At 45.0% G+C, this 21,687-nt stretch carries 23 protein-coding genes and 1 riboswitch; of the genes, 14 read left to right on the forward strand and 9 right to left on the reverse strand.

The window, feature by feature from the left end:
- Positions 1–173: 173 nt before the first annotated feature.
- The 9 genes from IEY18_RS12585 (at position 174) to IEY18_RS12625 (ending at position 7,925) form a co-directional block, all read left to right on the forward strand.
- Entirely contained in the window at positions 174–881 is a 708-nt protein-coding gene (locus IEY18_RS12585) for a DUF445 domain-containing protein (RefSeq protein WP_188921363.1), read from the forward strand.
- A gap of 122 nt (positions 882–1,003) precedes the next feature.
- Positions 1,004–1,357 (forward strand): VOC family protein, encoded by a 354-nt coding sequence (locus IEY18_RS12590; protein WP_188921365.1) that lies wholly within the window; start codon positions 1,004–1,006, stop codon positions 1,355–1,357.
- Positions 1,358–1,386: 29 nt separating this feature from the next.
- Complete coding sequence (locus IEY18_RS12595) at positions 1,387–1,587, forward strand: DUF1289 domain-containing protein (RefSeq protein WP_188921368.1); 201 nt, start codon at positions 1,387–1,389, stop codon at positions 1,585–1,587.
- A gap of 325 nt (positions 1,588–1,912) precedes the next feature.
- Positions 1,913–2,251 carry a P-II family nitrogen regulator gene (locus IEY18_RS12600; RefSeq protein WP_188921370.1) on the forward strand — a complete coding sequence of 113 codons (339 nt, stop codon included), beginning with the start codon at positions 1,913–1,915 and terminating at the stop codon, positions 2,249–2,251.
- 13 nt (positions 2,252–2,264) lie between these two features.
- A complete protein-coding gene (locus tag IEY18_RS12605) occupies positions 2,265–3,551 on the forward strand; it encodes an ammonium transporter (protein WP_188921549.1) in 1,287 nt (428 codons plus the stop codon).
- A 403-nt stretch (positions 3,552–3,954) separates the two neighbouring features.
- Positions 3,955–4,599: a 5,6-dimethylbenzimidazole synthase gene (gene bluB / locus IEY18_RS12610; protein ID WP_188921372.1), complete on the forward strand. Its 645-nt coding sequence runs from the start codon at positions 3,955–3,957 to the stop codon at positions 4,597–4,599.
- Positions 4,600–4,820: 221 nt separating this feature from the next.
- Positions 4,821–4,920: riboswitch (purine riboswitch) on the forward strand.
- Positions 4,921–4,943: 23 nt separating this feature from the next.
- Positions 4,944–5,939 carry an adenosine deaminase gene (add, locus tag IEY18_RS12615; RefSeq protein ID WP_188921374.1) on the forward strand — a complete coding sequence of 332 codons (996 nt, stop codon included), beginning with the start codon at positions 4,944–4,946 and terminating at the stop codon, positions 5,937–5,939.
- 618 nt (positions 5,940–6,557) lie between these two features.
- Positions 6,558–7,304, forward strand: a complete 747-nt coding sequence (locus IEY18_RS12620) for an SIMPL domain-containing protein (RefSeq protein WP_188921376.1) — start codon at positions 6,558–6,560, stop codon at positions 7,302–7,304.
- A gap of 132 nt (positions 7,305–7,436) precedes the next feature.
- Positions 7,437–7,925, forward strand: coding sequence for an HlyD family secretion protein (locus IEY18_RS12625; RefSeq protein ID WP_188921564.1), 489 nt, complete (start codon positions 7,437–7,439; stop codon positions 7,923–7,925).
- Between the two features lie 98 nt (positions 7,926–8,023).
- Here the strand turns inward: IEY18_RS12625 and IEY18_RS12630 are convergent, their stop codons facing one another.
- The 9 genes from IEY18_RS12630 to hisG all read right to left on the reverse strand — a co-directional run bounded on the left by IEY18_RS12630 (position 8,024) and on the right by hisG (position 16,087).
- Positions 8,024–8,578, reverse strand: a complete 555-nt coding sequence (locus tag IEY18_RS12630) for an NAD(P)H-dependent oxidoreductase (protein WP_188921379.1) — start codon at positions 8,576–8,578, stop codon at positions 8,024–8,026.
- 352 nt (positions 8,579–8,930) lie between these two features.
- Complete coding sequence (gene hisIE, locus IEY18_RS12635) at positions 8,931–9,554, reverse strand: bifunctional phosphoribosyl-AMP cyclohydrolase/phosphoribosyl-ATP diphosphatase HisIE (protein WP_188921381.1); 624 nt, start codon at positions 9,552–9,554, stop codon at positions 8,931–8,933.
- A 12-nt stretch (positions 9,555–9,566) separates the two neighbouring features.
- On the reverse strand, positions 9,567–10,340 hold the full coding sequence (hisF, locus tag IEY18_RS12640) for an imidazole glycerol phosphate synthase subunit HisF (protein ID WP_188921383.1): 774 nt from the start codon (positions 10,338–10,340) through the stop codon (positions 9,567–9,569).
- Complete coding sequence (gene hisA, locus IEY18_RS12645) at positions 10,322–11,059, reverse strand: 1-(5-phosphoribosyl)-5-[(5-phosphoribosylamino)methylideneamino]imidazole-4-carboxamide isomerase (RefSeq protein ID WP_188921385.1); 738 nt, start codon at positions 11,057–11,059, stop codon at positions 10,322–10,324. The genes hisF and hisA overlap by 19 nt, the downstream gene beginning before the upstream one ends.
- A gap of 8 nt (positions 11,060–11,067) precedes the next feature.
- Positions 11,068–11,703, reverse strand: a complete 636-nt coding sequence (hisH, locus tag IEY18_RS12650; protein WP_188921387.1) for an imidazole glycerol phosphate synthase subunit HisH — start codon at positions 11,701–11,703, stop codon at positions 11,068–11,070.
- A complete protein-coding gene (gene hisB, locus IEY18_RS12655) occupies positions 11,700–12,767 on the reverse strand; it encodes a bifunctional histidinol-phosphatase/imidazoleglycerol-phosphate dehydratase HisB (protein ID WP_188921389.1) in 1,068 nt (355 codons plus the stop codon). The genes hisH and hisB overlap by 4 nt, the downstream gene beginning before the upstream one ends.
- 39 nt (positions 12,768–12,806) lie before the next feature.
- On the reverse strand, positions 12,807–13,883 hold the full coding sequence (gene hisC / locus IEY18_RS12660) for a histidinol-phosphate transaminase (protein WP_188921391.1): 1,077 nt from the start codon (positions 13,881–13,883) through the stop codon (positions 12,807–12,809).
- 3 nt (positions 13,884–13,886) lie between these two features.
- A complete protein-coding gene (gene hisD / locus IEY18_RS12665) occupies positions 13,887–15,182 on the reverse strand; it encodes a histidinol dehydrogenase (RefSeq protein WP_188921393.1) in 1,296 nt (431 codons plus the stop codon).
- Positions 15,183–15,187: 5 nt separating this feature from the next.
- Positions 15,188–16,087: an ATP phosphoribosyltransferase gene (hisG, locus tag IEY18_RS12670; protein WP_188921395.1), complete on the reverse strand. Its 900-nt coding sequence runs from the start codon at positions 16,085–16,087 to the stop codon at positions 15,188–15,190.
- A gap of 538 nt (positions 16,088–16,625) precedes the next feature.
- Between hisG and yoaA the strand changes: the two genes are divergently transcribed.
- The 5 genes from yoaA (at position 16,626) to IEY18_RS12695 (ending at position 21,666) form a co-directional block, all read left to right on the forward strand.
- A complete protein-coding gene (gene yoaA, locus IEY18_RS12675) occupies positions 16,626–18,557 on the forward strand; it encodes a DNA repair helicase YoaA (protein WP_188921397.1) in 1,932 nt (643 codons plus the stop codon).
- 191 nt (positions 18,558–18,748) lie between these two features.
- Entirely contained in the window at positions 18,749–19,453 is a 705-nt protein-coding gene (tsaB, locus tag IEY18_RS12680; RefSeq protein WP_188921399.1) for a tRNA (adenosine(37)-N6)-threonylcarbamoyltransferase complex dimerization subunit type 1 TsaB, read from the forward strand.
- 192 nt (positions 19,454–19,645) lie between these two features.
- Positions 19,646–19,984, forward strand: a complete 339-nt coding sequence (locus IEY18_RS12685) for a hypothetical protein (protein WP_188921401.1) — start codon at positions 19,646–19,648, stop codon at positions 19,982–19,984.
- Positions 19,985–20,016: 32 nt separating this feature from the next.
- Positions 20,017–20,691 (forward strand): M50 family metallopeptidase, encoded by a 675-nt coding sequence (locus IEY18_RS12690; RefSeq protein WP_188921551.1) that lies wholly within the window; start codon positions 20,017–20,019, stop codon positions 20,689–20,691.
- A gap of 153 nt (positions 20,692–20,844) precedes the next feature.
- A complete protein-coding gene (locus IEY18_RS12695; protein ID WP_188921403.1) occupies positions 20,845–21,666 on the forward strand; it encodes a class I SAM-dependent methyltransferase in 822 nt (273 codons plus the stop codon).
- The last annotated feature ends 21 nt before the right edge of the window (positions 21,667–21,687 follow it).

Raw genomic sequence — 21,687 nt, forward strand, 5'->3', positions numbered from 1 at the left:
TTCTCGGTGATTTTTGTGAGAATATTGTGCGGGTAAATTTGCATATTTATTTGTTTTTGTTTAGCAATTCTTTCTCTTGAATCACAGATTTGCCATTGATAAAATGCGCGCAATTTAAGCCAGTACAATTGTAAGTACTTGTGAAGCTGTTTGAGTTAAATGAGGTTAGTTTGTTGAATAAAAGTTTAATTACCAATCTGTTAGCTGCGTCTTTAATGATTTCTGGTTATGTTACCGGCTCGGCAATGATCTTATCTGTGGGGCTTTTTGCGTTATCGGGCGCAGTCACAAATTGGCTTGCGGTACATATGCTGTTTGAAAAAGTTCCATTTTTATACGGTTCTGGTGTCATCCCTGCAAGGTTTGAAGATTTTAAATCGGCGATTGCACAACTGATGATGGAGCAATTCTTTACCCATCAAAATATAGACAGGTTTTTAAGTGAGAAAGGGGGCGCACAAGCTCATTTTGATCTAGCGCCAGTGATTGAAAAAATCGACATGGAACCGGCATTTAATGCGTTGATTGAGACCGTTGAACAGTCTGCCTTTGGGGGCATGATAGAGATGATGGGGGGGAGCGCAGCACTGGTTCCACTAAAGGAGCCCTTTATTGTCAAAATGAAATCATCCATGATCGAAATGGCCAGTAGTGATGCGTTTTACGAAGAGTTAAAAAATGAGTTAGAGCAACCAGATATCATCGCTGACATGCGGGCGAAGATTGAACAAATCGTCACCCAACGCCTGAATGAACTGACACCAGAGCTGGTGAAAGAGATTGTACAAAACATGATTAAAGAACATTTAGGTTGGCTCGTGATCTGGGGCGGCGTGTTTGGCGGCATAATAGGTCTTGTCGCAGCACTCATTCAGGCGTAAGCTGGATCTAGCCAAAGTGTTTCAATTGAGCTTGCTGCTTACAAATTGAACCAAGCAGTCTATACTCAAATGAAGGAGCCTTATGGCTCCTTTTTTGTGGTAGAAACAAAAGGAACTGGATCATGCCCGCAATACATAACACGATAAATTACCTGGAATTACCCACACAAGATCTCGCAAGTAGTAAAACATTCTTTGGCCAAGTTTTTGGCTGGCAATTTTTAGATTATGGCCCCGAATACTGCTGCTTTAGTAATGCAGGCATCGATGGCGGCTTTTATCAGGCAGACCAAGTTTTTAATCTACAACAAGGCTCGCCATTAATAGTGCTTTACCATGATGATTTGCAAGCGGCACAGGAAAAGGTTGTTGCTGCGGGTGGTGTGATCACCAAAGCCGTGTTTAGTTTTCCGGGTGGGCGACGTTTTCATTTTACCGAGCCCTGTGGTAATGAGTATGCAGTTTGGTCTGACTAATCAAAAAAACTCCTAATGAAGGGGATGTCATGAGACAAAAGTACCCCAAGTTTACACCTTGCGTTCGTAAGTGTTGTTTGAATGAAGAAGATATGTGTTTAGGCTGTTTTCGATTACTTGAAGAGATCCTTGCTTGGCACCATGCGGATGAAGATCAAAAACAAGTGATTATTGCCGCCGCATTACAGAGGAAAGCCGCTTATCATGCGGGTGTTTTAAGCGCGAAATAACACTTGGCACCTTATTAATCATACGTGTTCAGTATACGCGTACTGAGCATTACCATGCCTTTGGCCTCGCTTGCTGGCGCATTATTTGTAATTGCGTGACGTGCCTCACACTGGTGCACTATCAAGTGCACTGCACCATTTTGTTCCCTTTTCAGTTTTTGTTGCACGCTAATGGTGCGCTTCGGCGTTTCATTTTTGTGCGTCTTGATGTAACCCATTGTTAAAAAACAGTTAAAATTTCTGGCCTGAAACCTGCTAAATACCAGTATCAGGTGAATACAGCCTCTGCTGGGAATTCACTAAGGCATTTTGTTTGGAGGTCATTTTGAAACTAGTAACCGCAATTATTAAACCTTTTAAAGTCGATGACGTACGTGAAGCTCTTGCCGACATCGGCGTTCAAGGTGTCACCGTGACTGAAGTGAAAGGTTTTGGCCGCCAAAAAGGACATACTGAGCTTTACCGTGGCGCAGAATATATGGTTGATTTTCTTCCCAAGGTGAAGCTGGAAATCGCAATTAACGCTTCACAAGAAGACGAAGTCATCGAGAGCATTATTAAAGCTGCCCATACCGGTAAGATTGGTGATGGCAAGATTTTTGTGAGACAGCTTGATCAAGTGATTCGGATCCGTACATCTGAAGAAGGTAGCGAGGCAATTTAAGATGAAGAAATTTATGCAATCTGCTTGGTCAATCGGCTTATTGTCGTTGATTTCTTTTGGCACAAGCGCAGATGAACTCAATGGCGCAAACACGGCTTGGATCCTCAGTTCGTCGGCGTTAGTGCTATTTATGACACTGCCCGGTCTTGCATTGTTTTATGGTGGCTTGGTTCGTAGTAAAAACGTGCTTTCGATATTGATGCAGTGTTTTGCTATTGCTGGCATCGCGTCGGTTTTATGGTTTATCGTGGGTTATTCCATTGCTTTTGATGAAGGTAATGGCTTTATGGGGGGTTTTGGTAAAGCCATGCTCGCGAGTGTGACCAAAGACAGCTTAAGTGGCGACATTCCTGAGTCCCTGTTTATGCTATTCCAAATGACTTTTGCCGTAATTACACCGGCTTTGATTATTGGTGGCTTTGCGGAACGGATGAAGTTCTCAGCTGTACTTATTTTCAGTGCGTTATGGTTACTGGTTGTTTACGCACCAATTACCCACTGGGTATGGGGTGGCGGCTGGTTAGCTGAAATGGGTTTATATGACTTTGCAGGTGGCACCGTGGTACATATCACCGCAGGTGTCGCTGCACTGATTGCTGCAGTGATGGTTGGCCCTCGTAAAGGTTTTGGAACCACAGCGATTATTCCCCACAATATGACCATGACGGTCACTGGCGCAGGTATGCTTTGGGTTGGCTGGTATGGATTCAACGGCGGTAGCGCATTGGCTGCCAACGGTGATGCATCGATGGCAATCTTAGTCACGCATATTTCAGCATCCATGGGGGCTATGACATGGGCTGCGATTGAATGGGCGAAGTTTGGTAAACCCAGTGCGCTGGGTATCGTGACCGGTATGGTTGCGGGCCTAGGTACGATTACACCAGCTTCAGGTTTTGTTGGCCCTGGTGGCGCATTAGTTATTGGCCTACTTGGTGGCGTGATCTGTTTTTATGCAACGGTTTATATCAAACAAAAGCTCAAAATCGATGACTCGCTCGATGTATTTCCTGTCCATGGTGTTGGCGGTATCTTAGGTACGTTGCTTGCGGGTGTCTTTAGCTCAACGGAGCTGGGTGTCTTTAGTGGTTACGGCTTTGCAGATGGAAATGAAACCATGGCTGATCAGTTTGGCGTGCAAGTCATTGGTGTGCTTTCAACCTTCGCCTATACCGCGGTTGTAAGTTTCATACTGTTCAAAGTTGTTAGCGTGATGGTTGGTGGTCTCCGTGTTGACGAAGAACAAGAGGTGACAGGTCTAGATATATCAGAACACGAAGAAACAGGTTATAGCCTATAAGGCATACGTGAGGCGTTGTGAATTGTCAAAAGCCTTGAGTAGCGTTCGCTGCTCAAGGCTTTTCTATGGTGTTCTCTCTACTTATTTTTCTTCAGAGCGTAACCGAAGCTCAAGCTATAGTCCGAGCTGAGTTGACCAATAAATAATCACTTCATAGTGCGCTAATACATAATGCGCCAAGGCCGAGTTCATCAGCTTGAACGGTTTAGCTTTTTTACGTTTAAGAATGCTCTAACACTCGCGAAAGAAGTTATGAACTTGGTGGATCTCTCATCTTGAGGAGCCGTCTTGGCAATTCGCTTGCTAAAGCTGTAGCTATCGCTTTAAATATTTGTCTGCACTCTAAAGGTATAGCAATGCATTCTGCTTGGTATGCGTCTCAATAACAAAGGATTTGAACGTCATGAATAATCGCCAATTTGATGTACAAGAGCAGCAATTATTAGAAGAAATTATGCTTCACCGTCGTGATGTTCGTGGGAATAAATTCTTATCAAAACCGATTGAAGAAGAAGTACTAAATAAAATATTGCACGCAGCGACTTTAGCGCCATCAGTCGGGTTTTCTCAGCCATGGGAGTTTGTCGTGATCCGTGATGGCGATATCAAGCAACAAGTTGCCGACAACTTTGCCAAAGAAAATGATAAAGCACTGCAGCTATTTCATGGTGAGCAAAAAGCGTTATATACCCGGTTAAAACTTGAGGGCATTAAAGAATCGCCAGTAAATATTGCCGTATTTTACGCCCAGGCAGATGAAGTAACCCTAGGACAAACCTCGATGGCTGAGATGGGGGAGTATAGTGTGGTGTGTGCCATTCAGAATATGTGGTTAATGGCGCGTTCGCTGAATGTCGGTATAGGTTGGGTAAGCATTGTAGACCCACAAGCAGTAAAGCAAACCTTAAACGCGCCTGCAGGGCACAAGTTGGTAGGTTATTTATGTGTTGGCTACGTAGATGAGTTCTTCGATATGCCAGAGCTAGAAAAGTTGAAATGGAAACAACGCAAAACCCTTGCTGAATCGGTGCACCAAAACAGCTATTAAATCACTTCAAAGTCTTTGACTTGTCTAAAAAATTGGCACTTAGCAGCAGATGTTGCGGTGCCAATTGTCATTTATGTGATGTGTCACCTATATTGAAAATAACGAAAGTAAACATTGAAGCGGTATTGATAACTCAACTACTGTGAATTCAATGAATTACACTATTGTTCGCAATTTCATGTTGGCTGTTCTAAATATTGCACAGTTAGTCGTGCAGTGATAGAATCCGCGCTAAGTTACTTCGTATAATCCCAATGATATGGTTTGGGAGTTTCTACCAAGAGCCTTAAACTCTTGATTATGAAGTCTGTACTTTATGCGTGCCAAATAAAGGTAGAGACCTCATGCAATACTTTGATGTACCTAAAATTGATCTTCACTGTCACCTCGACGGTAGTGTTCGTCCTCAAACAATAATTGATCTTGCTGCTCAGCAAGAGTTAGAGATCCCTTCTCAAGATATTGAAGTGATTAATAATCTCATGATCGCGCCCGAATCATGTAAAGATTTAGTGGAGTATATCGAGCGTTTCGAACTCCCCATTAGTGTCATGCAAACCGAAGAAGCGCTGACTCGAATTTCCTATGAACTATTTGAAGATGCAGCCAAAGAAAACGTGAAGTACTTGGAAGTGCGTTTTGGACCCCTGCTGCACGTGCAGCAAGGGTTAAGCCTTGACCAAGTGATTGCAAGCGTGGTTAAAGGGATGCAACTCGCTCAAGATGAATACGATATTCAAGGTAACTACATTTTATCAATTTTGAGAACCATGGACTTAGATCGAGTCTATGAAGTGATTGATGCGGGGTTACCATACTTAGGCCAAGGGGTGGTCGCATTTGATTTGGCTGGTGCTGAATTGCCAGGCTTTAGCCAAACATTTGTGCCCCATGCACAATACGCAAAAGCCAAAGGCTATCGAATCACCATCCATGCGGGCGAGCAGGGTAGTGGCCAAAACGTATTTGATGCCGTGCATTTACTGAATGCAGAGCGTGTTGGCCATGGCATTCATATGAAAGACCATGCCGACGCGTATAATCTTGTTAAAGCTCAAAACGTGGCGCTTGAAACTTGTCCAAGTAGCAATGTCCAAACCAAAGCTGTAGAAAGTCTTGCCAGCCATCCGCTGAGAGATTTTTATCAAGATGATGTCCTCATTACTATCAATACGGATAATCGCACTGTTTCAAATACCACCATGACTGACGAAGTTGCCAAAGTCATGCAACAGTTTGATTTAACTGAACAAGACTATCATGCGATTTATCGGACTAGTGTGGAAAAGTCCTTTGCTTCTGCAGAAGTGAAACAGCAACTTTTGGCCTATATCAGCTAGAAGATGAAGCCGTGGGTTTTCTGCCCACACCCAGTCAAGAGGGAAACGACCGCTTTTCCCTTTTGCAAACACCCAACACTCTAGTCGAAGTTGAGTTTCCTCAAGCGCCAATAAAGTATTGAGCAGCTTAGATCGGACAACCATACCCAGCTAATCCTTGGGCCTCCTCTTTGATACCTATTCGATATTTTTTATTGGCTTATTTCTGCAAGGTCGATAGGTACTCCAGTCATCTGCGGAGCAAGTGGACTGGGTTCAAAAAACTTGGTTCGTGATTCGATCATAGAGGAAACCTCTTTACAAAAATGTAACCAAACTTTGGCTTTGGTCCGTCCTCACGATGATAAGCATTTTGCCGTATGGTGATGCGCAGCCATTCTTGTGCCCAAATTAAATCTGGGTCCTTAACGTCATTATTACATCGTTTATTTGTTAAGGTCTGTGCAGATGGTTGTTGTCTTTGATATGTTTGATATTCTTACAAAAAATATTTTAAAGTTGATTTTTTCGACTCTAAATCACTTTATAATAGGCAATAAAAAAGGGGGGAGTAATGTTCAACTCCCCTTTGTGCAGAGCAAGATGCTGTGAGACTTACTAAAACTAAGGAGAGTTATTTTGAATCTTAAACCTATTGGATTGACGTTATTTTTGGCCTTACCTGTACTTGCAGACACTGAGTTGAAGGGAAGCCCTGATGAGCTTAGACGTTTTTTGCATCCGGAAGTTAAGACGATTTCGATGACCCAGGATGCTGAAATCGTCGCATTTAAAGATCAGGCGGTGATCAGTCTGCTCGTGACCACTGAGGATGACAAACTGGCTGTGTCACTGCAAAAAAATTCGAAAATACGCGCTAGCATTTCATCGGCTCTCGAGGCGCAGAACATCCCACTTAGCCGAATCAAAAATTCAAAGTTTTCGACCTCTCCAGATTATGGCTGGTTTGGTAAAAATCCAGATAGCTATAAAGTGACAAATACGGTGACCGTGCGTATCAACAATGAGTCAGGCATGCAGAGTATTGCAAAAATTGTAGATTCCTATGATGAAGTTAGCCTCGTCGATACTCAGTATGAACATTCTGAAAAAGAAGCCTTTACGCAAAAAGTGAAGGAGAAGGCGTTAAACAAAGTGTTGGCGCAAAAAGCGTTTTACAGTAAAACCTTGGGGATCAATTTAAAAGCCGTTTCGTTCTCTGATCACGCGACAGCTGTTAACGAAGAGATAGAAAGAATTCAGGTGACGGGAAGTCGTATGGATAAAAGTTATTCCTCGAGCAAGCATAGCCATGAACCGATGCACGCCTCTTTTGAAAAGGTTACTTATTCAGCCAATGTAACGGTTACCTTTATTGCTGAGTAATTCGCAGAATAAATTGTGTGTTCGGTATAAAGTCACAGCATTATATATGGTTTTGGCGTTAACCATCGAGCGGATCGACGCAAGCTGAATCAAGTATTGATGATGGCAGTACAAAAGGGTGAAAAGGTTCTCATGAAAATTTTAAAAACGCTGGTTACAAGCATGCTGATGTTACTGGCGCTAAATAGTCATGGGGCTGAGCCGGCTCTGGCGCAGTTAGAAGCCGATATCCTTGCGAAACAAGCCAAATATGAAGCTTTGGTTGACGATTATCAGAAGAAGCGCCAACAACTTGAAGCTGCAATCACTGAGTTGAAGCAACAAGAACAAGTGCTGATGGCGCTGAAAAACGAATTAGCTGCGTTAAATTCAGTGATGACTGAAGCTCGAGCAGCCGAATCGCAAACTAGACCTTTAAAGGCCGAGAACCAACCTTTGGCAAAAAAAACAGGAATTGGTGCCGAGCCTGATGAAGAACCTTGTACATGTGTTTTCAACAGTAATCGCAAGTATAATCCTGAGAAAGTACTGTGGAATAACGCTTATTGGATATGTGAAATATACAAAACCGACGGCACTTGCTCTGCTGTAAAAAAGATCAAAGATGTAAGCATCGATTAATCAGCATCAGGATTGCCCATTTGTATGAAGTGTGCTGCCAGCGGGAGGTTGGCAGCAATTATATTGTCATGTGCGTGCTTTCGTTGCCATTGTATGTCTTAAGCTGATTTGGCTTCCATGATGGCCTTATTTAGTTTTTTCAGATGTTCATCCACTAGCTTTGTTACGTTATCCACATTGCCACCTTCATTCACGTCTGCGTTCATATTAAACGTGGTAATCACATCGCAAATATTCATCTTCGCGGCTTTGACTGGGTGTAGCGCGGCATCGAGGTATTTTTCCAGCGCCATGAAGTTAAAATCTCCGACCTGATAAGATTCTTCGGTCGCTCCTGCCGTTATTGAAAGAATCACTTTTTTGTCTTTCAACTTGTCACCTTCTGGCCCAAAAGCAAAATTATAGGTCCATAAATCATCAAACCATTTCTTTAACAACGCGGGATATGTTGACCAGTACAGCGGGAATTGGATGATGACCAGATCTGCTTCAATCAGTGCTTGCTGTTCGGCTTTGATATCAATTTGATAGTGCGGATATAGCGTATCAAGCTTTCGCACTGAAATGTCTGGTGCGAGCTGTTCGAGAATTTGTCGGGTTGCAGTGGACTGTGAAAGGTTTGGATGACCGCAAACTAGCAAGATTTTGCCCATGAAAATGTCCTATAAGCTGCTGAGATGTCAGATGAATAATTGACTGTATTATTGGCCGTCAGTGTACGGGTACTTTGCTTTTCGGTCGTAGAGGTCGCTCACACTTTGAGTTGATGTGAGCGATTGAGCATTCGTGGAGCTTGTGGTGTTTGTCGGTGTTTCTTAGGGATTTATTCTTCCAATCAAGGCTGCTAGTCTTGAACCTCTTCAATAGCGACAACAAAACATTGAGCTGAGGGAGGCTGTAAAAGACGAGGGAATATCTATAAAAATGCCCACATGCAACGACTGCAGGTGGGCAAAATGTGTAGGCATTGGCACTTAGTCAGTAAGCGGCTAGGCCTTGCGACTTTTAATTTTGACTTGCTTTAGCGTGACGCTTCATTAAGTTCGCATTGATATCGTCCATGCTCAAATCTTGGTCTTCGAGTAATACCAACAGGTGATACATCAGGTCTGAGGCTTCATCAATCATTTCCGGTTTGTCATGGGTTGCTGCAGCAAGAGCTGTCTCTAAACCTTCTTCACCGACTTTTTGTGCGATACGTTTAGTCCCGCGTTCAAATAGTGAAGCGGTATAGCTCGTGTCTGCTGCTTGACCTTTGCGCGAGGCAATTAGGCTTGCTAAATTATTAATGAATGGATGGGCGTTATCGTCTTTCCAGCAGCTCTCGCGGCCAAGATGGCAGGTGGGGCCGGCAGGAATGACTTGAACTAATAGGCTATCGTTATCGCAATCTAAATCAATGGCAACCAAGGTTAAGGTATTGCCTGAACTTTCACCTTTAGTCCATAAACGATTTTTACTGCGGCTATAGAAAGTGACCGCTTTGGTTTCGAGAGTTTGGGTGAGCGCGGCTTTATCCATGTAACCGAGCATCAGGACTTTGCCCGAAAGATGATTTTGAACCACGGCAGGGATCAGTCCTTGTTGCTTATCCCAGTCGAGTTGTTCAATGAGGTTTACTGTTGTCATGTTCATTTGGCCTTATAGTCGGGTCGCAACATTTTGCTCGGCTAGATAAGCTTTAAGCTCACCAATATCGATGATGCCTTTGTGGAATACACTTGCAGCAAGGGCTGCATCTACGCGGGCCAATTGAAACACGTCTTTAAAGTGTTCCATGGTGCCAGCACCGCCGGATGCAATTAAGGGGACATCACAAAGGCTGCGCACGATGGATAGCTGCTTAATATCATAACCCTGACGGACGCCATCTTGGTTCATGACGTTCAGTACAATCTCACCACATCCCCTTTTTTGTACTTCTTCAACCCAATCTTGGGTATACCACTGGGTTTCTTTCGTGGCGGCTTCGTCACCGGTAAATTGCTTCACTTTGTATGTGCCTGTTTCGGCATCAAAATAGGAATCGATGCCGATAACTATACATTGGCGGCCAAACTCATCTTGCATACGCTCAATTAAACTTGGGTCACTGATTGCCGGTGAATTGATCGAGATTTTGTCTGCACCAAATGCCAACAATTCTCTTGCTTGCGCAACGGTTTTGATACCACCAGCCACACAAAAAGGGATATCTATTTGTTCGGCAACGCGACTGACCCAGGATTTATCCACCACACGCTCATGGGCACTGGCGGTTATATCATAAAAGACCAGTTCATCTGCGCCTTCTTGAGCATAGCGCGCAGATAGGGGCACAATATCCCCCACAATTTCGTGGTTTCTAAACTGGACGCCTTTGACGACTTTACCGTCTTTTACGTCAAGGCATGGAACTATGCGTTTGGCCAGCACGTGATAGCCTCCTCAACGTTGAATTGGTTAATCAGCAACGCTTTGCCGATGATAATGCCGTCGGCACCAGAATCTCTCACCGCGGCGACATCATCAAGGGTGGCAATTCCGCCCGATGCTTGCCATTGGATTTCAGGGTAAAGTTCGGCGATCTCTTGGTAAAGCTCGGTGTTGGCACCTTTGAGCGTACCATCGCGGCTAATGTCAGTAACTAATGCATGCTTTAAACCAAAGGGCTTAAATGCTTCTACGAGTTCTTCTAGGCTTTTGCCACCACCAGATTGCCAGCCTGAAACAGCGACAATTTTTTCATTGTTCTCATTGATGTTGACATCAAGGGCTAGGCAAATCGCTTCTGGGCCATATTTTTTCATCCAGCTTTGCACGATTTCAGGCTGTTTAACTGCAAGAGACCCTATTACAACACGCTTTACTCCAAGCTCTAGAAGTTCAGCTAGTTGCGCTTCGGTTCGGATACCACCACCAACTTGAATATTGGCATTGAGGTTGTTTACGAGTTCGCTAATCAGTGTTGTTTGACGCTTTTCCGGAGCTTTAGCGCCAGTAAGATCAACAATATGCAACCACTTTGCCCCTTGATTTTGATATTCAGTCAACTGTGAAAGTGGGCTGAGGTCAAAGGTGGTTTTTTGCTGGTAATCACCTTGATATAAACGGACAACTTGGCCGTCGATTAAGTCAATAGCTGGAATGATCATACTAAGGCCTATGCTCCATTCTCTGAGTTCATTTTTAAAAAGTTAGCGAGGATTTTGGCACCGACTGCTGCACTTTTTTCAGGGTGGAATTGCACCCCCATAAAGTTGTCTTTGCCGATAGCAGCACTAAAGCGCTCGCCATAGTCACATTGGGCCAAGGTATAGTCGCTCAGCGGTGCGCGATAACTATGCACAAAGTAAACGTAACTTCCTTGTTCGATGCCTTCAAATAAAGGGTGGTTTGAAACCGTGATTTGGTTCCAGCCCATATGGGGGAGTGGTTGACCTTGGCTGTCAAGTTCTTCTATATCAACAGGAACGAGATCCAAACATTGGCAATCTTCACTTTTTCCACCACGCTCTTTTGATAGGCGCCCGAGCATTTGCATTCCTAGGCAAACCCCAAGCACTGGTTGAGTCAGTCCCTGTATCAATTCAATTAAAGACTTCTGCTCAAGTGATGCCATTGCTGCTCCAGCACTGCCTACGCCCGGCAATACCACGCGCTTGGCGCCTTTGATAAGCGCGGGGTCGTCTGTGACTAGAACATCGGCATTGAGTCGTTCAAAGGCATAGCGAACAGAGCTTAAGTTCGCACAGCCTGTATCAATAATGACGGTTTCAGCGGTTGGCTGGGTGGTCATAGTACCCCCTTACTTGATGGCAGTTCGTCACCTTCCACGGCAACCGCTTGACGCAATGCCCGGCCAAGTACTTTAAACAGACTTTCCACCTTGTGATGATCATTATCACCTTGGGTTGATACATGAAGAGTACAGCGCAGGCCGTCGGCAAAAGAGCGGAAGAAGTGTGGCACCATTTCCGTCGACATTTCTCCAACCATTTCACGATCAAAGTTGGCATCAAACTTGGTGAAAGCACGGCCTGACAAATCAAGTAAACAGGTGGCGCTTGCTTCATCCATCGGTAAGCTAAAACCAAAACGACCAATGCCTCGTTTATCACCTAGTGCTTGACCTAATGCATCACCAATGGCAAGTGCGGTATCTTCAATGCTGTGGTGATCATCGATTTCTAGATCGCCATCGACTTTGACATCCATTTTAAAGCTCGCGTGGGTCGCGATTTGATCGAGCATGTGGTCGAAGAAACCAATACCAGTTTCAATCGTGCCTTTGTCACTGGCATCAAGATCGATACTGACTCGAATATCGGTTTCTTTGGTGGTGCGAACTACGCTGGCTTGACGGCCTTTACTAAGCAGCTGATCGGTAATGGTTTGCCAATTCAGGGTTTGTGGATTGTATTGCAATCCTTGAATGCCCATGGCTTCGGCGAGGCCAATATCGGTTAAACGATCGCCAATTACGGCGGATTGGGTGAAATCGACTTTACCTTGAGTCAGGTAATCTTTGACTAGCCCCAATTTCGGTTTACGGCAGCTACAATTTTCGTCATCGAAATGGGGGCAGATGAGTACATCGTCAAACAGGATCCCTTGGCTTGCAAAGATCTGCATCATCATGTCGTGAGGTGCATCAAAGTCATCTTGGGGGAATGAAGGTGTACCCAGTCCATCTTGATTGCTGACCATGACTAGTCGGTAACCTGCTTTTTGCAGCTGCAGTAATGACGGTATCACCATTGGCTCAAATACAAGCTTTGATAGTTTGTCGAGCTGTTTGTCCACTGGCGGCTCTTCAACTAGGGTGCCATCACGGTCTATAAATAATATTTTTTGTTTCATCTGTTCGTTACCTTGAGAGCCTGACGTAGGGTTTGGCTTCTATTGTTCTTGTTGAGTCAACGCCGTGGCGATTACTTGTGTTTCCTGGGCATTGCTAAAGCTAAAGCGAATGTAGTCGGCAAGTCTAGGATCGCTGTAACAGCGAGCGACAACGCCAGCTTCGACAAGCTGTTGTTTGACTTGATCAATATTTGCAAACGATGCGAGTACATAGTTACCGTGTGCAGGGAGTGGCTGCGCACCGATTTGTTTCAGTGTTTGCACAAGGATATCACCTTGTTGCTTTAAATCAGCAACTTGCTGTCTCATTCTCAACAAACCGTTGCTGTTAAGCGTGTTTGCCGCAAGTTGAGCAACAGGGGCTGGTACCGGATAAGGTGCAATAACGCGCATGACGAGCTCTTGAATGCCGACATTGGCCAGCATAAACCCGCAACGTGCGCCAGCTAATGCAAACGCTTTTGAAAGCGTACGTAGCACGACGAGGTTTGGATAGTGGCAAATTAAATCGGCCACACTAAGCTCGGGACTGAACTCAATATAGGCTTCATCAATGACGACGATTTTATCCTGTAGTTTGGCGATTACTTGTTCGAGGGTCTCTTTAGCAATCACAGTACCAGTCGGGTTGTTGGGGTTGCAAATGAAGACCAGCTTGCTGTCATCAAGTTGGTCCGCATAATCCTGTGGCAATTGATATTGAGTCGTTAAAGCAAGCTCTTGCACACCCACATTACAGGTCTTTGCACTAATGGCGTACATGCCATAGGTGGGGCCAAAAATTGTAATTTGGTCTTGGCCTGCAACGCAGAATGTACGGATTAGCAATTCGATGGCCTCGTCGGCGCCGCGGCTACAAATTACCTGATCAGGTTGAACACCTGCGTAGCTTGCATAGGCTTCGATGACGGCTGGTGGCTGGCATTCTGGATATCGATTTACTCCTTCAATGTCATGGTTATTGAATGGAGATTCGTTGGCGTTGATCCAAATATCACCGTTGCCACCGATGCGACGTGCAGATTGATAAGGCACAAGGTCGAGTAGTTCTGGCCGAGCAAGCTGTTGAGCAAGCTGTTGTGAGCGCTGCGTAACCGTTACATTTGAGTCCGCCATCAATTATTCCTCAGCCAGTTTCGCTAAACGCAGAGCGACAGCATTTTTGTGCGCGTCAAGTTGCTCTGCTTCTGCCATTGTCATGACCGCATTTCCAAGGTTTTGTAACCCCAACGGAGTGAGCTCTTGTACAGTGAAGCGGCGGCTGAAGTCTGCCAGTGACAGGCTCGATACAGAGCGACTATAACCGTAGGTTGGCAATACATGGTTGGTACCGCTGGCATAGTCTCCAACAGACTCTGGGGTATATGCACCTAGAAATACGCTACCCGCTGCGCGAATATCCTTGAGGATGTCCCTTGGTGATTCGGTTTGCACGATGAGGTGCTCTGGGCCATACAAATTGGAGACTGCCGCGGCTTGTGCCATATCTTTGACTAACAGCGTGCGACTTGAAAGTAGGGCAACGCTAGCCATCTCTTTACGAGGTAAGGCTTCGAGTTGGGCGCTTAATGCTGTATTCACTTGCGCTGCGAGTGTTTCACTATCGGTAACCAACATCACTTGCGAGTCTGGTCCGTGCTCGGCTTGTGACAGCAGATCTGCTGCAATAAATGCTGGCTCTGCTTTGGCATCGGCAATGACTAGAACTTCAGATGGCCCCGCAGGCATATCAATACTGACGACCGATTGACTGTCTTGGGAGACTTGACGTTTCGCCTCAGTTACAAAGCGGTTACCTGGACCAAATATTTTGTCCACCTTGGGGACACTTTGGCTACCAAATGCTAATGCCGCAATCGCTTGTGCACCGCCGACCTGGTAGATTTCGTCAATTCCGCAGGCATTGGCGGCATAGACAATAGCATCATTGATTGGTGGCGGGCTGACGAGGACGCGTTGATCGCAACCAGCAATCTTCGCTGGCAAAGCGAGCATGAGTACGGTTGAAATTAATGGCGCACTGCCGCCAGGAATGTATAGACCGACTTTTTCAATGGCTTCTGTACGCAGTTCGCAGCGTATGCCGGGCTGGGTTTCGAGATCGACACCTTGGAACTTTTGTGCGTTGTGAAATGTTTCGATATTAGCGATGGCCTGTGCAATCGCTTCTTTTAACGATTGCGGCACATTACTACACGCGCTGGCAATGGCTTCTGCTGAGAGTTTGATATCTGCGATTTCAACGCCATCAAACTTACGGCTCAACGCAAGTAAAGCGTCATCGCCGTCTTGGCGAACTTGTTGCAAAATGCTTGCAACGGTTTGTTCTAGGTTTTCATCTCCCACGAGCGGAGAGCGGGCAAGCGCTTCGGCTTGCTGCACTTCACTCAAGGTGGACCAATCTAAGATTTGCATCTCAATTACCCCATCATCTTCTCAATTGGCATCACAAGAATTGATGTTGCACCTAACTCTGTGAGCTCTTCCATAGTATCCCAGAATAGGTCTTCACTACTGACCGCGTGCACGGCGACACGATCTGCATCATTCTTCAAAGGTAGAACGGTTGGGTTTTCAGCACCAGGAAGTAACGATACAATTTTATCTAAATTATCAGCAGGCGCATGTAGCAGGATGTATTTACTTTCTCTCGCTTGGGTAACACTATTAATACGTGACAGCAACTTATCAATTAGTGCTTGTTTTGCTGGTGTTTGCTCTTGCTCTGATTGGATCAGACAAGCGGTTGAGCGGTAGATTACTTCCGTCTCGTAGAGGCCGTTCGCTTCCAAGGTGGCACCCGTCGAAACTAAATCACAAATACCATCCGCAAGACCCGCTCGCGGTGCAACTTCAACTGAACCTTTGAGCATGCAATCTCGGTAGCTAATACCTTTTTCCTGCATGTAGCGACGAAGAAGGTTGGGATACGATGTTGCGATGCGCAGCCCTTCAAGAGAGGCTGCCGAGTCGTAACTAAATTCAGTAGGAACCGCTAGCGATAAACGACATGCCCCGAAATCAAGTTGACGAAGCTTTTGGCACGTTGCAGGTTTATCCAACTGCTGACGCTCTAGTTGTTCTTCTTCTAGAACATTTTCACCGATAAAGCCAAGGTCAACCACACCGTCCATGACCAATCCCGGAATATCATCATCACGAACGCGAAGCAGGTCGATTGGCATGTTGTCTGAGTGAGCAATGAGGCGCTGCTCGTTAATATTGAACTTAACGCCACAGCTTTTCAGTAGCTTCATCGACTCTTTTGACAGTCGACCGGATTTTTGGATTGCAATTCTTAATCTACCTGACTCTGACATAACTGTATTTCCTAATTAATTTGATAAATCGCTAAATTTGGTAATGGACTTAAAATTTGTGACGCTAAAACTAAAAAACCCTCGGAATTCCTTCCAAGGGTTTTGATATTTCTAATCAACCGCCGGAAGGGAATAAAACCTTCGGCAGTGAGCTTCCGAAGGCTACCGCTTATGGTGGTGACGATGAATAATATTCGAAAGCTGTATCATGTTTTGTACTCTTTTGTGGACCTTTGGTCTCAATTAAAAAAAGATAATTATTCATGCGAAAGCAAAATTAACCTATAAATCTGCATGCCAGTGGCATTGGTCTGCATGAATATTTAAACTTGCAACAACGTTAACTTCTTTTCAGCCCTTTTGCAACAGGCTTTTTGAACTTGTGAGGAATATTCACCATTGGCTGTTTTTTTAAGCCCGGTGGGTGATTGCTGTTTCAGAATGAGAACAAAGAAAAGCTAATTTCAATAATTTTTTACAGTGAGTAACTTGTGGCAAATGCGTAGATCGGGATAATGCTGTTTCGACCGATAATGAGATGCAATTTTTGGCAACGAGACTTGAGCAGCAAGTAGCAGCAACGTTTACGGAAAATGGCCCTTTGGCGAAGCACGTCAAAGGATTTCGGCTGCGCCAAGTTCAGCTGGATATGGCGCAGAGCATTAGCCAGTCGATCGCCCATAAGAGTAATGTCATTGTTGAGGCTGGTACTGGCGTTGGAAAGACGTTTGCGTATCTTATACCCGCACTTCTGTCTGGTAAGCAAGTGATTGTGAGTACCGGCAGTAAGAACTTACAAGAGCAGTTGTTTTTCAAAGACCTCCCTGAATTAACCCAAATGCTCAATGTGTCGCCGCAACTTGCCTTGCTGAAAGGGCGAAGTAATTATTTGTGTCAATACCGACTGGTGGAACAAATGACGGCGGCATCGACCGTCGATGAGCGCACGTTAGATGATTTGCTGCGTATTCATCAGTGGGCAGGGATCAGCAAAGATGGCGACTTTGGTGGATTATCGTCAGTCGCTGAGGATGCCTTTGCGATTGGACTTGTGGCAAGCAGTAAAGAAACCTGTATTGGTCAAAAATGCGATTATTATGAGGATTGCTTTACTCGTAAAGCTCGGATGCGCGCATTAGAAGCGCGGATTATTGTGGTTAATCATCATCTGTTTTTTGCTGACCGCGTTCTTAAAGAGACTGGGTTCGCCGAATTACTGCCCGATGCTGACGTCGTTATTTTTGATGAAGCGCATTTACTGCCAGATATCGCGTTAACCTATTTTGGCCAACAATGCTCAACGAAAGCCGTTGTTCGCTTATTGGAACAAATTATTGAGATTTACCAAAGCTCGCTCAAAGATACAGGGCAGATAGAGAGTTTTAGTTTACGTTGCTTACAGCAGTTGCGAGATTGGCATAATTTACTATTCGAAACGGGTAACAGCGATTGGCGGCGGTTAATTGGAATGAAGTCCATTGCTTTTGCATCGTGGGCACTGCTGGATGAACTCAAGTTGTTGCAACGGTTGCTACAGGCCCATGTTGGCCGCAGCGACGAACTTGATTTATCGTTAGAGCGTTTGGTGGAGTTCATCGATAAGTTGTCCGTGTTTTTTCATTGTGACAATCCGCAAGTGGCATACAGTGTGGACTATGCATCGCATACTGTGTTGCTTCGAATATCACCGATGAATGTAGCAAAGGAATGTGCGGCACTCTTTGATCAACAAACTAGTTGGGTTTTTACATCTGCGACTTTGCAGGTGCAGCGAAGCCTAGGTCTATTTGCTGCGGATATGGCAATGTCAGATGCCAAGCAATTGATCATGGATAGTCCCTTCGATTATCAAGCACAGTCTCTGTTATGTGTTCCAAGGCAGCTGGGTCATGTTTCGAATCAACAAATGGCGGCAAAGCAATTGGTCACGGTGTGCCAGCAAGCGATTCGTGCTGCACAGGGGCGAACGTTTATTCTGTTTACAAGTCATCGGATGCTTCAGCTCGTGGCTACTGAGCTGAATCAGCGCAGTGAGTTTCCTTTGTTGGTTCAGGGACAGGATAGTAAACAAGGGCTGCTTAAAAAGTTTCGACAGCTGGGAAATGCGGTGTTGCTCGGAACAGGAAGTTTTTGGGAAGGCGTGGATGTGCGCGGAAATTTACTGAGTTGCGTGATTATCGATAAACTGCCATTTATCTCTCCCGAAGACCCGTTATATCGGGCGCGAGCTGAGTCTGCTCAACAGAAACAGCTTGATCCATTTGAAACGGTTTCTCTTCCTCAAGCCATCATAAGTCTCAAACAAGGGGTGGGGCGGTTGATCCGTGACGAGAAAGATAAAGGTGTGCTTATTTTATGTGACAACCGCATTGTGAATCGTCCCTATGGTGCAGCTTTTCTTGAGTCATTGCCTCCGATGTCTCGTACCCGTGATTTACAAAAGGCATTGTCTTTATTGCAAGATTGTTGATGTTATATTCTCGGTGAACTCGTATACAGTTCAGGTTATACTTGCGCACACTTTTTATGGCTCAAGATTAGGCTAGCGTTCAACTGTAAGCGCTCATGGGTCTTTGTTCCTCTTCGTAACCTTGTCGGCAGTGATTGTGCCGTAGCATAGTTGAAGTCATATTCATTTATATTGGTGAAAAATTAGAAAGTATGTCAATTGAAGCAAACTCCCAAAATACCGTCCTAGCATTAGATACTTGCACAGAAATGTGCTCGGTTGCCATTTGTCATCATGGTCAAGTGTTTAGTCAAATCCAAGATGCGCCAAGAGAGCATAGCCAACGCCTATTGCCTATGGTTCAAGATGTACTCGAGCAAGCTTCCTTAAAACTGTCTGATATTGACGTCATTGCCTATGGGCGTGGGCCGGGGAGTTTTACGGGTATCCGCATTTGTACCAGCATGACTCAAGGGCTGGCACTTGGGCAGGAGTTGCCTGTTATTGGTATCTCAACGCTCGCTGCTATGGCGCAAGCAGCAATTGCGTCGATTCAAGCACAACAAGTGATTGCCGCGATTGATGCACGAATGGGCGAGATTTACGTGGCGCAATTTGTAAATGATAAGGGGATTGCAAAGCTGGTGGGCCAAGAGCAAGTGTGCGCGCCTGACCATTTTTGCTGTGCTCTAGATAAGAGTTTGCCAATTCATATCTGTGGAACTGGGTTTGATGCATACCCCGAATTAATCGGTAACCAAGTTTTGGTTGAGGCCGCAAAATACCCAAATGCAGCGAACATGTTACCCCTTGCTGCACAAGGAATCGCAGCCAATCAAACGACTACAGTTGATGAACTTGCACCGATTTACCTGCGAGACACTGTGACTTGGAAAAAGTTACCGGGTCGCGAATAGTATTTCGCTTTGCCTACTTGCGAGTTTTACCTGTGACTGAGAGTAATCATTTCAATAGAGTGATGTGAGCTATCAGTCTGTATGGTTAATCATCTGCATGATTGGTGCGAGGTCATGTGCAAAATAGATGGTCTATACTCTAGCCAAGGCTAATGTTAAATTAGATGAAGTCATGTAGTAAAAGAGCGTCCCATGATTAATTCGACGAATATGATGAATCAACAAATGCAGGCAAGCCTGCGATTTGTGAACGCGTCCCAAGCGATGCGTTCGATTTCGTCTGTGGGTGCATCAGAGAGAGTTGCAGCATCTAATACAGTGACTGAAGCGACGTCATATACACCTTTACTGAATGGTTTGGCCTTGTCTGAAGCGCAGCGCCACCAACTTGTGGAGCAAATGACGCCCAACCTTGAATATGATGTGATTACGACTCATCAGCAACAAGCCATTCATCAATACTTGCATACGCAACACCAGCAACAGCGTAGCGAAATTCAGCAAATGATCGGTATCGATATATACGCATAATGCTCAAAAGGAATTTGTGATTGAAATCAAGCATGGTTAGTCCTAGAGTCCCTTCTAAATCGATGTTTTTTGCCGAACTTTTTATTGCTTTCATGTTTACTCGCACTCCATACATCAATGTACCGTTCAATTGGTTAGAAACCTATTTTCATGAGTTATCCCATGGAATTGCCACGTTGCTAACCGGTGGTTCTGTAAGTCATATCGAGCTGTTTATGAATGGCGCTGGTCTGTGTTATAGCCAGGGAGGTTGGCCGGTCATGATTGGTTTTTCTGGCTACCTTGGTGCATCCATCTGGGGCTACCTCATGTTCAATTTAGCCACTTGGCCTGCAGGGATCAGGACTAGTTTTGCTGCACTGGGTGGTTTAGTTGTTTTGACTATTGTTTTTTGGGGTCGTGATATTTTGACTGTCGCAATATTGATTGCGCTTGCCGTTTTGTTTTTCCTGCCTTTAAAGCTTAGCCATAGCCGAATTCTAACCAGTAGCCTGCGGATTGCGGCACTGATGGTTTTACTGAATGCGCTTTCAAGCCCCATGGTTTTGCTTGGGATGCCCGGTGCCGGAGATGCTGCAATGCTATCCCAAACCACGTGGATCCCGGCATGGGTTTGGGTTGCTGCCTGGTTATTGGTAGCACTAGTTTTACTCTTTTCATGCTGGCGCAAAGTCTACCAGGCCTATGGAAATTCAAATTACACCTAACGCAACAATCCAATCTCTGAATAGGTGAGTGTTCTTCATCTAAGTAAGCATTGCCATACCCATTTAAATCCTTTTACATTTTTGCACCTTGGCTTTTTCTGAGGTGACTGTTAGTTTGTATTTCTCTAATCTAAACAAGAATAAGGAATTAGGATGCGAACTCGAATTGCGATTGCCTGTGCATTGGTCACAGGGCTGATGGGATTTTCCGCGCAGGCTCACGAGCCTTTTCAAGGGCTAAAGCAAGCGGTTGAGAGTGATTTTAGACAAGCGAAGAATGTTGAGCGTGATGTCTATCGCCACCCTCAGGCAACGTTAGAGTTTCTTCAAGTAAAAGCAACGGATACGGTGATTGAACTTTGGCCTGGTGGCGGTTGGTACGCTGAAATCCTTGGGCCTTATTTAGCGAAAAATGGTCGCTATATTGCGGCAAGCTTTGATACTGAGCCTTCGGAAGACAATCGCAGAACTCGCTATCGTGCCAAAGTGGGTAAAAAATTTGAAGCATGGTTAGAACAAAACAAAGCTCAATTTAAAGGCGCAGCAGTGACAACATTTGACCCCCCATCTCATCTGAAGCTAGGGGATAATGGTAGTGCGGATGTAGTACTAACATTCAGAAATCTACATAACTGGGCCATGGGCGGACAACTAGATGCTGTCTTTGGGTCTGCTTATCGTGTCCTTAAAGCCGGCGGTACCTTTGGGGTGATTGAACATCGCGCTAATCCAGGAATGGACTCTAAAACCGGCTACATGGATCAACAGGAAATGATTGATGCTGCGATTAATGCGGGTTTTGTTCTTGCAGAAACCTCTGAGGTGAATGCGAATGCAAAGGACATGAAGGCTTACCCGAAAGGGGTGTGGACATTGCCTCCAACGCTTGCGATGGGCGAAGAAGATAAAGCCAAGTATCTCGCAATCGGTGAAAGTGACCGCATGACTCTTAAATTTGTAAAGCCAATGAAATAGGGCTTCTTTTGATTGATAAGG

Origin of the sequence: Shewanella gelidii, from assembly GCF_014647855.1 — a bacterium.
Classification (GTDB): domain Bacteria; phylum Pseudomonadota; class Gammaproteobacteria; order Enterobacterales; family Shewanellaceae; genus Shewanella; species Shewanella gelidii.